The 13,622-nt window shown below is 65.9% G+C and carries 11 protein-coding genes; all 11 read left to right on the top strand.

Annotation, left to right across the window (positions count from 1 at the left end; translation table 11 throughout):
* Window positions 1-23 precede the first annotated feature (23 nt).
* The 11 genes from OOT33_RS04190 to xrtA all read left to right on the top strand — a co-directional run bounded on the left by OOT33_RS04190 (window position 24) and on the right by xrtA (window position 13,615).
* Complete coding sequence (locus tag OOT33_RS04190) at window positions 24-1,571, top strand: acyl-CoA ligase (AMP-forming), exosortase A system-associated (RefSeq protein WP_307748757.1); 1,548 nt, start codon at window positions 24-26, stop codon at window positions 1,569-1,571.
* A gap of 2 nt (window positions 1,572-1,573) precedes the next feature.
* A complete protein-coding gene (locus OOT33_RS04195) occupies window positions 1,574-2,812 on the top strand; it encodes a pyridoxal-dependent decarboxylase, exosortase A system-associated (RefSeq protein WP_307749292.1) in 1,239 nt (412 codons plus the stop codon).
* Window positions 2,813-2,967: 155 nt separating this feature from the next.
* Complete coding sequence (locus OOT33_RS04200) at window positions 2,968-3,618, top strand: XrtA/PEP-CTERM system exopolysaccharide export protein (RefSeq protein WP_307749293.1); 651 nt, start codon at window positions 2,968-2,970, stop codon at window positions 3,616-3,618.
* 18 nt (window positions 3,619-3,636) lie between these two features.
* Window positions 3,637-5,157: an XrtA system polysaccharide chain length determinant gene (locus OOT33_RS04205; RefSeq protein ID WP_307748758.1), complete on the top strand. Its 1,521-nt coding sequence runs from the start codon at window positions 3,637-3,639 to the stop codon at window positions 5,155-5,157.
* Window positions 5,158-5,171: 14 nt separating this feature from the next.
* Window positions 5,172-6,131 (top strand): AAA family ATPase, encoded by a 960-nt coding sequence (locus tag OOT33_RS04210; RefSeq protein WP_307749294.1) that lies wholly within the window; start codon window positions 5,172-5,174, stop codon window positions 6,129-6,131.
* A gap of 6 nt (window positions 6,132-6,137) precedes the next feature.
* Window positions 6,138-7,727, top strand: a complete 1,590-nt coding sequence (locus tag OOT33_RS04215) for a hypothetical protein (protein ID WP_307748759.1) — start codon at window positions 6,138-6,140, stop codon at window positions 7,725-7,727.
* 28 nt (window positions 7,728-7,755) lie between these two features.
* The gene (locus OOT33_RS04220; RefSeq protein WP_307748760.1) at window positions 7,756-8,964 is read left to right on the top strand and encodes an XrtA/PEP-CTERM system-associated ATPase; all 1,209 of its coding nucleotides are present in this window, start codon (window positions 7,756-7,758) and stop codon (window positions 8,962-8,964) included.
* Window positions 8,965-8,988: 24 nt separating this feature from the next.
* A complete protein-coding gene (locus OOT33_RS04225; RefSeq protein ID WP_307748761.1) occupies window positions 8,989-9,858 on the top strand; it encodes an XrtA system polysaccharide deacetylase in 870 nt (289 codons plus the stop codon).
* A complete protein-coding gene (locus OOT33_RS04230; protein ID WP_307748762.1) occupies window positions 9,840-10,901 on the top strand; it encodes a FemAB family XrtA/PEP-CTERM system-associated protein in 1,062 nt (353 codons plus the stop codon). The genes OOT33_RS04225 and OOT33_RS04230 overlap by 19 nt, the downstream gene beginning before the upstream one ends.
* A 6-nt stretch (window positions 10,902-10,907) precedes the next feature.
* Complete coding sequence (locus tag OOT33_RS04235) at window positions 10,908-12,119, top strand: TIGR03087 family PEP-CTERM/XrtA system glycosyltransferase (protein WP_307748763.1); 1,212 nt, start codon at window positions 10,908-10,910, stop codon at window positions 12,117-12,119.
* Window positions 12,116-13,615: an exosortase A gene (gene xrtA, locus OOT33_RS04240; protein ID WP_307748764.1), complete on the top strand. Its 1,500-nt coding sequence runs from the start codon at window positions 12,116-12,118 to the stop codon at window positions 13,613-13,615. Before OOT33_RS04235 ends, xrtA begins: the two co-directional genes overlap by 4 nt.
* Window positions 13,616-13,622: the final 7 nt, after the last annotated feature.

Consider the following 13,622-nt stretch of genomic DNA (forward strand, 5'->3'; position numbering starts at 1 on the left):
CTCTCTAGCGTATAGTCGTGCAGATGGGGTTAAGTGATTTGCCAGTGAAGCCGATAGACCATCTGCCTCTTGCCGGTGCGGCTGTGGCGGGAGCGGAAGCGCAGGCGATCGCTGGCAAGGCGGGCGCGCTGAGTTATGCCGCGCTCGAAGAATCGGTCGGGCAGATGGCGGGCTGGCTTGATTCCTTGGGCTTTGCGCCGGGCGCGCGGGTAGCGAGCTGGGTGGCCAAGGGACGACTCGCCTGCATCCTCCCTCTAGCCGCGCCGCGTGCCGGGCTGATCCATGTGCCGGTCAACCCACTGCTCAAGCGCGCGCAGGTGGCGCATATAGTTGCTGACAGCGGCGCGAGGTTGCTGATCGGCACGCCCGCCCGCCTCGCTGCGCTGGAGCCGGGCGACGTGCCGCAGGAGTGCCGGGCAATTGCCGAAGACGCGGCTCTGGCAGGCTCGCAGGCCAGCGACCCCGTGCCGCCGTCGGCCGCCGCGCCGGATGATCTCGCCGCGATCCTCTACACCTCCGGCTCGACGGGCAGGCCCAAGGGCGTGATGCTGAGCCACAGGAACCTCTGGCTCGGCGCGGTGTCGGTGGCGGAATATCTGCACCTCTCCCCTGAGGATCGCGTGCTCGGCGTGCTGCCGTTCAGCTTCGACTATGGCCAGAACCAGATGTTTTCCACATGGGCGGCAGGAGGCGCAGTGGTGCCGCTCGATTATCTGACCGCACGCGATGTGATGAAGGCGGTGGAGCGGGAGGATATCACCACGCTCGCCGGAGTGCCGCCGCTCTGGGTGCAGCTGACCGAGGCGGACTGGCCCACCGAGACGGCGGCGCGGCTACGGCGGATCACCAATAGCGGCGGGGCGTTGACCAAAGCCCTGATCGGGCGGCTATCCGCCTTGTTCCCCAATGCCGACATCTACCCCATGTACGGCCTGACCGAAGCGTTCCGCTCCACCTATCTGCCGCCGGAACTCGTAGCGACCCACCCCGAGAGCATGGGCCGCGCGATTCCGCATGCGGAGATCCTCGTCTGCCGCCCTGACGGCAGCCTGACGGCGGAGGATGAACCGGGGGAACTTGTCCATTGCGGGCCGCTGGTGGCGCAAGGCTATTGGAACGACCCGGTGCGCACGGCGGAGAGGTTCCGCCCCGCGCCGCCCTCGTCCAGCTATGACGGGCTGGCGGTATGGTCCGGCGATACCGTGCGGCGGGATGGCGAAGGCCTGCTTTATTTCGTCGGGCGCGAGGATGCGATGATCAAATCGGCCGGCAACCGCATCAGCCCCACGGAGGTCGAGGAAGCCGCCCAATCGGTGCCGGGCGTGGCCGAGGCGGTGGCCTTGGGCGTGCCGGATGCACGGCAGGGGCAGGCGGTACTGCTGCTGGTGCGGGTGACGGACGACAGCGCAGTGGATGCGCTACGCGAGAGCCTGAAGAAGGAGCTGCCCAATTTCATGATGCCGTCTGACATCCGCGTGGTGGAGGCTTTTCCGCGCAACGCCAATGGCAAGATCGACCGGGTACTGGTCGCGCAGGACTGGCGCATGCTGGCCAAGGAGTCTGTGGCATGAGCGTGAAGCCGATGGGGCCGATCCCGCCCGGATTTGAAGCCGAGGAGGGCATGTTGCTGATCGGCGGCTGCGGCGCGGCGGCGCTGGCCGATGAAGCGGGCGATACGCCGCTGTTCGTCTATGACATGGCGCTGGTGCGCGCTCGGGTGGCGATGCTGCGCGAGGCGATGCCCGACGGGCTGCACCTGCACTATGCGATCAAGGCCAATCCCTTCCCGCCGCTGCTTGCCGCCATGACGGAGCTGGTCGACGGCTTCGATATCGCCTCTGGCGGGGAACTTAAGCACGCTCTTGAGGCGGGCATGAAAGCGGAAGCGATCAGCTTCGCCGGGCCGGGCAAGCGTGATGACGAGCTGCGCGCCGCCATTCAGGCAGGCGTAACGATCAACCTCGAATCCGAAGGCGAAGCGGCGCGGGCGTTGCGGATCGGCGAGGTTGTGGGCGTGAAGCCACGCCTCGCCGTGCGCGTAAACCCGGATTTCGACCTCAAGGGCTCGGGCATGAAGATGGGGGGCGGGGCCAAGCCCTTCGGTGTCGATGCTGATCGCGCTGCGGCGCTGGCGCGGCAGGTGATCGATGCCGGGGCGGACTGGCGTGGCTGGCATATTTTCGCGGGCAGCCAGGCGCTCGACGCCGCAGCGATCATTGAAACGCAGGCGGCGACTTTGGGTCTGGCGGCCCGGCTATCGGAGCAGGTGGGCGCCACCCCGCCGCTCGTAAACCTCGGCGGCGGCTTTGGCGTGCCCTATTTCCCCGGAGACCTGCCGCTCGATATCCGCGCGGTCGGCCTCGCGCTGGAGGAGGGGCTGACGCTGGCCCCCGATGCGCTGGAAGGCGCCGCCTTCGCGCTGGAGCTGGGGCGCTATCTGGTCGCCGAAGCAGGCGTCTATCTCACCCGCGTGATCGATGTGAAGGAGAGCCACGGCGAACGCTTTGCGGTGGTGGACGGCGGCCTGCATCATCAGCTGGCGGCGAGCGGTAATTTCGGCACGGTGGTGCGGCGCAACTATCCGATTGCAATCGCTAACAAATATGGGATGACGGACGCCGAGGAAGAGCCGGTGAGCGTCGTCGGCTGCCTGTGCACTCCGCTGGACCGGCTGGGGGAGCGCGTGCTGCTCCCCAAGGTCGAGGCGGGAGACCTCGTCGCGATCTTCTGCGCCGGGGCATATGGCGCCACCGCATCGCCCGCCGCCTTCCTTGGCCACGCACCAGCCCGAGAGATATTGCTTCAGGAATGAGGGATTCCGCCGCGTAGCAGAGATTTTACAGCCAATCCTAACGCAATGTTCACCGTTTCCGGGCAATAGCGGCTATTATCGCTGATCTGTGCGTTCCAGGTATTTTCCGGGAATGCACCCGAACGGCAGAGCCTTTTTGAGTTGGGATGGACGGCATGATGCGTGGTGGCTGGACGAGATTGATCACCGGGCTGGTAGCCTGCGGCACTGTGCTTGGCGGTTGCTCCGGCAGCGGCGCTTCCACCAGCGCACAGCTTCCACCCGCAAGCTTCGTTGGCACGCAGGAAGGGCCGGGCGAGGAATATATCATCGGGCCATTGGATGAGCTGACGATCTTCGTCTGGCGCAATCCCGAGCTCGGCGCCAAGGTGCAGGTGCGCCCTGATGGCCGCATCACCACGCCGCTGATTGCGGACATGCCTGCCGTCGGCAAGACGCCCAAGATGCTGTCCGAAGACATCAAGCTGGCGCTGACGCAATATATCCAGAACCCGCTGGTGTCGGTGATCGTCAACAATTTCTCCGGCACCTACAGCCAGCAGATCCGCATCGTCGGCGCGACCGAAAAGCCCGCCTCCATCCCCTATCGCGCCAACATGACGCTGCTCGATGCGATGATCGCGGTGGGCGGCCTCTCCGAATATGCCGCCGGCAACCGCGCGCGCCTTGTCCGCTATGACAAGGAGACCGGCAAGCAGAAGGAATATAAGGTGCGCATCAATGACCTGATCAAGCAGGGCGATACCAAGGCCAATGTGCAACTTTCGCCGGGCGATGTCATCATCATCCCCGAAAGCATGTTCTAAGGGATCGAGCGAACCACCATGCCGAGCCTCTATGACGAACTGCTGATCGCGCTCCACGGAGTCTGGAACCGCCGCTGGCTGGCGCTGGCGGTGGCCTGGGGCGTGTGCGTCGCGGGTTGGCTGGCGGTCTCGCTGATCCCCAACGCCTATGAATCGAAGGCCAAGGTGTTCGTTGCGACCCAGTCGGTCATACAGGACAAGATCGGCATTTCGGCGGTTGAACAGCAGAAAAACCTCGATGCCATCCGCCAGACCTTGGGCAGCGCCGCCAACCTCGAAAAGGTGGTGCGCGGCACAGACCTTGCCGGAACGGTCGCGTCTGATGCCGATGTCGCCGCGCGTGCCGGATCGCTGAAGGACAAGATCGCCATCGTCTCCAGCGAAAACAACCTGTTCGAGATTACGACGACGATCGCGGACAGCGGCAATTCAGACCGCGCCAATGCCCGCCTCGCCAACCAGATCACGCAGAAGCTGATCGACATCTTTCAGGAAGAGAACATCACCGGCAACCGTGATGAGACCAGGCAGGGCCTTGCTTTCCTCGATCAGCAGATCGCGCAGACCGGCAAGGCGCTGGCAGACGCGGAAAAGAAGCGGGTGGAGTTCAACCAGCAGTTCGCAGGCATCTTGCCCGGCGCCGGCTCGATCTTTGACCGCATGGCGGCGGCGCAGACCGAGCTGAACCAGATAGAGTCGCAGTTGATGGGCGCGCAGAGTGCCTTGGCGGCGATGAACGGCCAGCTGGCCGGGACGCCCGCGACCATACCGGGCGGCGGCGTGGGCGGTGGCAGCCCCTCGGCCTTGGCGCAGGCGCAGGGAGAGCTGGCGTCTGCCAAAGCGCGCGGCTGGACCGACGCGCACCCGGACGTGGTGGCGCTGAAGCGCCAGATCGCCGCAATCAAGGCAGCGGGCGGCGGCGCTGCGAGCGCAGGCAGCAGCGCCCCCAACCCCGCCTATCTCTCTATCCGCTCGATGCAGGCAGAGCGCGCTGCGGCCGTGCAGGCGTTGCAGGCCCGAAGGAGCCAGATCGAGGGCGATCTTGCCGCCATCACCGCGCGCCAGATCGCCGACCCCGGCCTCGCCTCGGAGGGAGAACGGCTGGATCGGGACTATGACGTCCTGAAGGCGCAATATGACAAGCTGCTCGCTGATCGCGGCGAGGTGCGCCTGCGTGGCGACGTGCAGAGCGAGACCAAAGGCGCAAGCTTCCGCATCATCGATCCACCGAGCATGCCCACCGCGCCCGCTTCGCCCAATCGGCCGTTGCTGCTCGTCGGCGTGCTGATCGTCGGCATCGGCGCAGGCGTCGGCGCGGCGTTCATGCTGGGGCAGGTGCATCCCACCTTCCCGACGGCGGCGCGGCTGGCGAAAGCGGCGGGCCTGCCCGTCATCGGCACGATCACAGAGACGCTGAACGCCTCGCAGGTTGCGGAGCGCAAGCACAAGATGAAGCTGTTTGCGGGCGCGAGCGGCGCATTGGGCGCGGCGTGCCTGCTGCTCATCGTCGTCGAGTTCATCCAGCGCGGCATGGCATGAAGGACAAGCCGGACATGGGTAAACAGGATTTCCCGCACCGCGACCGCGACGCTGCCACCCCGGCTAAGGGCCTGCTGGAGCGCGCATCCGACATATTTGATTTCAGTGGAGCCCTGAAAGGCCAGGGACTACCGCCGCTTGCCGTTCCGCCCGAGCTGATTCCCCCGCCGCCCGTTTTCTCCCCGCCCGCCGCACAGACTGATGTGCCAGCGAGTGCCGCCAGGCCCCGCGCGGCGGATTGGGGCGGCCCGGTGCAGGCCATTGACCGTGCGGTGCTGGCCGAAAATGGCTTCCTCGTCCCCGGCGCGCCGATCAGTGGGCTCGCCGAGGAGTTCCGCATCGTCAAGCGCGAGCTTCAGGCCGCGCTGCGTGCCGAAGGCGAGGCGCGGGCAGACGGCAAGCTCGTATTGGTTGCGTCGGCGCACCCCGGTGATGGCAAGACATTCTGCGCCATCAACCTCGCGCTATCGCTTGCGGCCGAGAGCGCGGTCGAGGTTTTGCTGGTCGATGGCGACGTCGCCAAGCCGGATGCGCCACGCCTGCTCGGCTTGCAGACCGGCAAGGGTTTGCTGGATGCGCTGGCCGATCCGGCTGTGCGGATCGAGGATTGTGTCATCCGCACGGATGTTCCCGGCCTGGCCGTGTTGCCCGCAGGCGCGGGCAGCACCAGCGACACCGAATATCTCGCCTCCGCACGCATGGGTGAGCTGATCGCGGCACTGATCTCCGGGCGGCCGGAGCGTATCGTCATCATCGATTCGGCACCGTTGCTGGCAGCCTCGGCGGGGTCGATCCTTGCCACCCATGTCGATCTGACCCTTCTTGTGGTGCGGGCCGATCGGACCAGCGAGACGGCGCTGCGCGATGCGGCAGAGCTTCTCAATGGCTGCCGCAACGTGCAGCTGATGCTGAACGGGGTGAAATTCTCCGCCAGCGGCCGCCGCTTCGGCACCTATTATGGCCGGGAGGGCTGAAACGCCGTGCGCCGCACTCTCCTTTCCCTGACCGCATTGGCCGCCGTGGCCGCGCATCCCGCGCAGGCGCGGACCGAGGTGCATCCCTATATCGAGGCGAGCCAGACCTTCCTGGCAAACCTGAAGGGCGGCGCGGAGGACGTGCTGACCTACACCTCGCTCGCTGCAGGGGTCGACGCGACGCTTCAAACCGCCCGCACCGAAGTGCGCGCCGACGCCCGCTATGAGCATCAGTTCGGCTGGGGCAAGCGGGCGGTCGATAGCGACATCCTTTCCGGCATGCTGCGCGGGCGCTATGCGGTGATCCCGAACCGTCTGAGCATCGAGGGCGGCGCGCTTGCCACGCGGGTGCGTACCGATGGCCTGTCGAGCGCCAATGGCGGATCGCTCATCACGGCGGGCGATTCGGTGTCGCAGCTCTATTCGCTCTATGCCGGGCCGACCCTCACCACTCATGTAAACGACCTCTCGGTCAACGCGGCCTATCGCATCGGCTACACCCGCATTGAGGACGATGTGAACCTGAGCGTAGGCGGCATCCCGGCGTTCGGCGTATTTGACGAGAGCGTCTACCAGACCGCAACCGCATCCGTCGGCATGCAGCCCGGCCCGTTGCCCTTTGGCTGGTCGGTGGGCGTCGGCTATGACCGGGAGGACGCGAGCGAGCTCGATCAGCGTTATCAGGACAAGTGGATCCGCGGCGACGTGACCGTGCCCGTGTCCGCCACGCTCGCTCTTGTGGGCGGGGTTGGCTATGAAGACATCAAGATCGACCAGCGCGCGGCATTGGTGGACAATGCTGGCAACCCGGTGCTGGACGGCAAGGGCAGGCTGATATCAGACACCTCCGTCCCGCGCCTCGTCGCCTATAACGTCGAAGGCCTGATCTGGGATGCAGGGGTGCTGTGGCGCCCCAGCCGCCGCACCTCGCTTGAGGCGCGCATCGGCGAGCGCTATGACAGCATGCACTATATCGGCAGCTTCACGTGGCGCGCCAGCCCGCACAGCCTGTTCCAGATCGCCTATTTCGACCGGATCGACAGCTTTGGCCGCGCGCTGCACGGCAATCTCGTCGCCTTGCCGACGGATTTCATCGCCGCGCGCAATCCGTTCAGCGGCGACCTCACCGGCTGCGTCAGCGGCCAGAACGGCGGCACCTGCCTTAATGACACGCTGGCCGCGATCAACGGCTCCAACTTCCGCCATCGCGGCATAGCGGCGCAATATGGCTGGACAGGGCGCCGGTGGAACTGGGGCGCTGCCGGCGGCTGGTCCCAGCGCAAGTTCCTCGCCCCGCGCGGATCGATCTTCACCGGAGTCAGCGGCGCGCACAGCGATTATTACTACGCGCAGCTGTTCGGCGGCGTTAAGCTGGATATCGCCTCAAGCCTCGGCGCCAGCCTCTATGGCAATTATCTCGATGCGCCGGTGGGCGGCATTGATGTGACCAATTACGGGGCGTACACCACCTACAACCGGCAATTCGGGCGGCATCTGAGCGCGCAGGCCTCGCTGGGGCTGGACGCGCTCGATACCACCGCAATCGACACGATCGTCAATCTGCTGGGGCAGGTGGGCGTCCGCTATACATTCTAGGGGCACCGCCCCGTGGAGAGACACGACGATGTATGATCAGTTCTACGCGCTGAAGGGCCGCCCGTTTCAACTGACGCCGGACCCGCATTTCTATTTCGAGAGCGGCACGCATCGCAAGGCGCTGTCCTATCTTGGTTATGGGCTGGCGCAGGGCGAGGGGTTCATCGTCATCACCGGCGAGATCGGTGCGGGCAAGACGACCTTGGTCGGCCATGTCATGTCGACGATCGACCCGCAGCGTCTCACCGCGGTCAAGATCGTCTCGACCCAGGTCGAGGGGGACGACCTGCTGCGCCTCGTCGCGCAACAGTTCGGCATCACGGAAGACCATCTGCCCAAGGCGCAGCTGCTTCAGCGGATCGAGGCTTTCCTCCATGCGCAGGCACGCAAGGGGCTTCGCACGCTCCTGATCGTAGACGAGGCGCAGGGGCTGTCGGTGTCCGCCATCGAGGAGCTGCGGATGCTGAGCAACTTCCAGCTCGGCGGTCAGGCACTGCTGCAGATCTTCCTGCTCGGCCAGCCGGAATTTCGCACCCTGATGAACGCGCCGGAGCTGGAGCAGCTGCGCCAGCGCGTGATCGCGACGCATCACTTGGAGCCGATGCTGGCCAACGAGGTGGAGCCCTATATCCGCCACCGCCTTTCGCTGGTCGGCTGGACGAATAACCCGCATTTCACCGCTGATGCCTATGCCGCCATCTATGCCGCGACAGACGGCGTTCCCCGCCGCATCAACGCGCTGATGAGCCGGGTGATGCTGTTGGGTGCCGTCGATCACCTGAGCGAGATAGACGCGCATGCGGTCGAGGCCGTTGCCGCCGATATGGGGCTGGTTGAAAGCGCAGTGGATACCACACCGGCATCCGCGCCCGCGCCGATCGTAGCCGAAGTGGTCGAGCCGACAGAGGAAGCAGCAGCGCCCGATATCCAGCCGGTTGATCTGGCGGAAGTCGTTGAGGAACCAGCGCCGGTCGTCGACCTGGTCGATACCGCCGACGCCGTCCCGCTGGAGCTACACCGCATTCGCGAGGAACTGGACGAGCTGCGCCGCGTGATCAACCTCAGCGGAGATCGCGCGCCAGAGCAGCGCGCGCTGGCCGAGCGTCTTGACGCCATCGAGGCGCGGGTTCACGGCCTCGAGTCGCGCGGCGACGAGCAGGAAGCGGCGCTGCGCAAGGTGCTCAACCTGCTGGTCGACTGGGTGGAAAACGAAAACCCGGAAAGCCGCGCGGCCTGAGCGGCCCAGGATGACGAGGCATTGATGGCAAGTATTATCAATGCACTATCCGTTGATGTTGAAGACTGGTTTCAGGTCGGCGCCTTCGAGACCACGATAAAGCGTGCCGATTGGAGCGCGTGCGAATCCCGCGTCATGCGCAATACCGACCGGCTGCTCGATCTATTTGCCCGCCGCAATGTGAAAGCCACGTTCTTCACGCTGGGCTGGGTGGCGGAACGGCACCCGGACCTCATTCGCCGCATCGTTGCCGCCGGGCATGAGCTGGCCAGCCATGGCTATGACCATCAACGCGTCTTCACCTTCACGCCCGAGCAATTCCGAGCGGATCTGCGCAAATCGCGCGCGCTGCTGGAGCAGGCGGGCGCGGTGCCGGTGCGCGGCTATCGCGCGCCGAGCTTTTCCATCGACGCACGCACGCCCTGGGCGCATGCCCTCCTCGCCGAAGAAGGTTACAGCTATTCGAGCAGCGTCGCGCCGGTGCGCCACGATCATTATGGCTGGCCCGAGGCCCCGCGCTTTGCCTATCGCCCCCTGGCCGACTCCTCGCTCATCGAACTGCCGGTTACGACCGCGCGGGCATTCTGCCGCACCATCGCGGCGGGCGGCGGCGGCTTCTTCCGGCTGATGCCCTATGGCTTCACCCGCTGGGCGGTGGGCCAGGTCAACCGAACCGATCAGCGCCCGGCGATCTTTTACTTCCACCCGTGGGAGATCGACGCGGATCAGCCGCGCGTCGCAAACGCACCGCTCAAGTCCCGCCTGCGCCACTATACCAACCTCGCGACCACCGAGGCCAAGCTCGACCGGCTGATTGTTGCCTTCCGCTGGGGCAGGGTGGATGCGGTCGCAGCCGATCAGGCAAGGGATGCGCCATGCTGGCCCGCCGCATGATCGTCTCGCCCGCCAATCTGGACGACGCGGCGCAAGTCGCCGCGCTGGAGGCATGGATCGGCGCGCGCTCGGACTCAACGCCCTTTCACCGTCCTGCTTGGATCAACGCGGTCGCGCGCGGCACCGGCCAGCAGGCGATGATGCTGGTGTGCCGTCATGGCGGCGGCGACATTGCGGGCGTACTGCCGCTCAATCTCATCCACTCGCCCCTGTTCGGGCGTGCCTTGGTATCCAGCGGCTTTGCGGTCGATGGCGGGATTTTGGCCGAGGATGCGGGTGTAGCCGAGGTGCTTTCCGCCGAATGCTGGCGCTTGGCGGAGGCGATGAGCTGCCCCACGGCAGAGCTGCGCGGCGGTGCATTGCCGCGCGAGGGCTGGGCGCTCAAGACCGGCGCCTATCTCAATTTCGCGAAGCCATTGGAGGCGGATGACGAGGCGCAGCTGCTCGCCATCCCCCGCAAGCACCGCGCCGAGGTGCGCAAGGGGCTGGACAATGGCCTTGATATTGAGTTCGGCCGCAGCGCGCGTCTGCTCGAAATCCACTATCGGCTCTACGCCGAAAATGTGCACCGGCTCGGCACGCCGGTGTTCCCCAAGGCGATGTTTGCCGAAGTGCTCTCCGCATTCGGCGACAACGCCGACATCGTGCTGGTGAGCAAAAACGGCGCGCCGCTCACCACCATATTCAGCCTCTATCACAATGGCGTGTGCATGCCCTATTGGCAGGGCGCGACGCTCGCCGCGCGCAAGCTGCGATCCAACGAGGCGGGCTACTTCCACCTGATGGCCCATGCCCGCCAACGCGGCTGCACCCACTTCGATTTTGGGCGTTCCAAGGTCGGCACTGGCCCTGCGGCGTGGAAAAAGACCTGGGGCTGGGAAGGCGAGCCGTTGACCTACGCCACCCGCGCCGCGCCGGGCCGGGAAGCGCGTGACATCAACCCGCTCTCACCGCAATATCAGCGCAAGGTAGAGCTGTGGAAGAAACTGCCCCTGCCGCTGGCAAGCTTCATCGGCCCCTACATATCGCGCGGGCTGGGCTGAGGCGTCATGGCCGCTGCGGGCGAAATATTGTTCCTGGTGCATCGCATCCCGTTCCCGCCGGATCGGGGCGACAAGATCCGCTCGCATCATATCCTGCACGCGCTGGCCGAGATCGGCCCGGTGCATGTCGGCTGCTTCGCCGATGACGCGCGGGACATGGCCTTCGCCGACGAGATGGCGGCGCTGACAGCAAGCCAGCGTGTGCTGATGCGGGGGCGGTCGCGCGCGGTGGCGGGCGTGAACGGTTTGCTCAGGCGCCAGCCGATGCTGGTCGCGATGTATGAGAGCGCGGCGCTGCACCGCTGGGTCCGGCATGTGCTGGCAACCCGCCCGATCCGCGCCGTTGTCACCTATTCCGTCCAGATGGCGCATTTCGTCCCGCGCGATCTGCCAGAGGGCGTGCGCTTCGTGATGGATTTCGTCGATTTCGACAGCGCGAAATATGCTGCCTATGGGGCGGGGCAGGGCGGCGTGATGGGCTGGGTCAACCGGCGTGAGGGCCGCGTGCTGATGCGCTTTGAGGCGGAGACAGCGCTGCGGGCGGATGTCTCCACCTTCGTCAGCGCGGCGGAGGCGGATATGTTCGTGCGCACCGCCGGGGTGCAGGGCGCGGATGTCCGTGCGCTCGATAACGGCGTTGATTTGAACTATTTCAATAGATTGTCGCAATATCCTGCTATCGAAAATCGGGGAGTCCCACTGCTCGTCTTCACCGGGCAGATGGACTATCGCCCCAATATCGAAGCGGTCCAGAGCTTCGCGCGCGAGGCGTTGCCCACGATCCGCGCCGCGCATCCCGATGCCCGGTTCGCCATCGTCGGCCGCAACCCCGCGACGGAGGTGAGTGCGCTCGGCAATCTTCCCGGCGTGATCGTCACGGGCGGCGTGCCCGATGTGCGCGGCTGGCTGGCGGCGGCGGATGTTGTTGTCGCACCCCTGCGGATCGCGCGCGGCATCCAGAACAAGGTGCTTGAGGCGATGGCGATGGCGCGGCCGGTGGTCGCCTCCCCGCAAGCCGCCGAGGGCATAGACGCGGAGGAGGGCAAGCATCTCATGATCGCCCGCGATCCGGCTGAAGAGGCTCAGGCAGTGTTGGCGCTGCTCGCTGATCCCCAACGCGCAAAAACGCTGGGCCAGGCGGCGCGCGCGCGCATGGAGGCCCGCTATGACTGGGCAGCGACTCTCGCCCCGTTACGGGATATGGTGACCGGCGGATGACCGACCCGGGCTGGCGCGGTCAACTGACCCTGCTCGGCGGCCTCACGCTCGCCGTGCTGCTGCTCTTTCATCATGACGCCGCAGATATGGCGCGCATCTGGTGGACCAGCTCGACCTATGGCCATTGCCTGTTCATCCTGCCGCTCATCGGCTGGCTGGTGTGGCAGCGCGCCGGGCAGATCGCGCAGCTTACGCCCGCCACTTGGACGCTTGGGCTGGCGTGGCTCGGCGCGGGAGCCTTGCTGTGGCTGCTCGGCGATGCGGCGAGCCTTGGGGTGCTGCGCCATGGTGGCCTGATCGTGATGCTGCAGGGCGTGGTTATGGCCTCGCTCGGTCTGCAAGTAAGCCGCGCGCTGCTGTTCCCGTTGTTTTACGCGTTTTTCCTTGTGCCGGTGGGCAGCGAGCTGGAACCGGTGCTGCAACTGCTGACCGCCGACATGGCGATGCCGCTGCTGCGCCTTGTTGGCATCCCCGCGCATATCGAGGGCATCTTCATCACCACGCCCACAGGCTATTTCGAGGTAGCCGAGGCGTGCTCCGGCGCGAAGTTCGTGGTGGCGATGACGGCCTATGGCGTGCTCGTGTGCCAGGTCTGCTTTCGCTCATGGGTTCGGCGTGCCATCTTTCTGATGTTCGCCCTCGCAGCCTGCGTGCTGGCGAACGGCGTGCGCGCCTTCGGCACCATCTATGTCGCCCACAAGCGCGGCATAGAGACAGCGGTCGGCGTCGATCATGTGGTTTGGGGGTGGCTGTTCTTCGCCGTCGTGATGGCGCTGGTGATGCTCGCTGCATGGCCGTTTTTTGATCGCAAACCCGGCGAGCAGGCGCTGGATATGGATGCGCTGCGGCGGATCCGCTTTCGGCCCGGCCCTCCCGCCTCCATTATGGCGGGCATGGCCCTTGCCGTCATGACCGCCGCACCGGCATGGAGCCATGTCTCTGCGCTGGCGGGCAGGGGCGACCTTGCCACCATGGCACCCCCGGCCATCCCCAGCTGGCAGCGCACCGATGCGCCGATGGCCTATGCATGGACGCCGCATTTCACCGGGGCCGATCGGACCGTTCAGGCCCGCTATGCGGATGCGCGCGGCCATATCGTCGATCTCGCCATTATCGCTTATGCTCGCCAGTCCGAGGGCCGCGAACTCATCGGCTTCGGGCAGGGCGCCGCCGACCCGGAGAGCGAATGGACATGGTCCTCCCCTGCATGGGCGCCTGATGAAGCGCGAGGCGAAATCATCACCGCGCCCGGCCCGGTGCGGCGGCATGTCGTCAGTTTCTACCGCGTCGGCGGATCGGGGATGACGGGGAGCAGCGCGCGGATCAAGCTCGCCACCATGAAGGCAAAGCTGTTGATGCGCGACCAGCGCGCGCTCGCGATACTGATCTCGGCCGAGGTTCGCGAGGGCGCGCCCGCCGAAGCGGCCATCCGCGCTTTTCTACAATCGCTCGGCGATCCGCAATCGCTGGCTGACGCCATCGCGCCAAGCCGCTAAGGGCCAG

Origin of the sequence: Sphingobium sp. DEHP117 (assembly GCF_030867385.1) — a bacterium.
Lineage (GTDB): Bacteria > Pseudomonadota > Alphaproteobacteria > Sphingomonadales > Sphingomonadaceae > Sphingobium.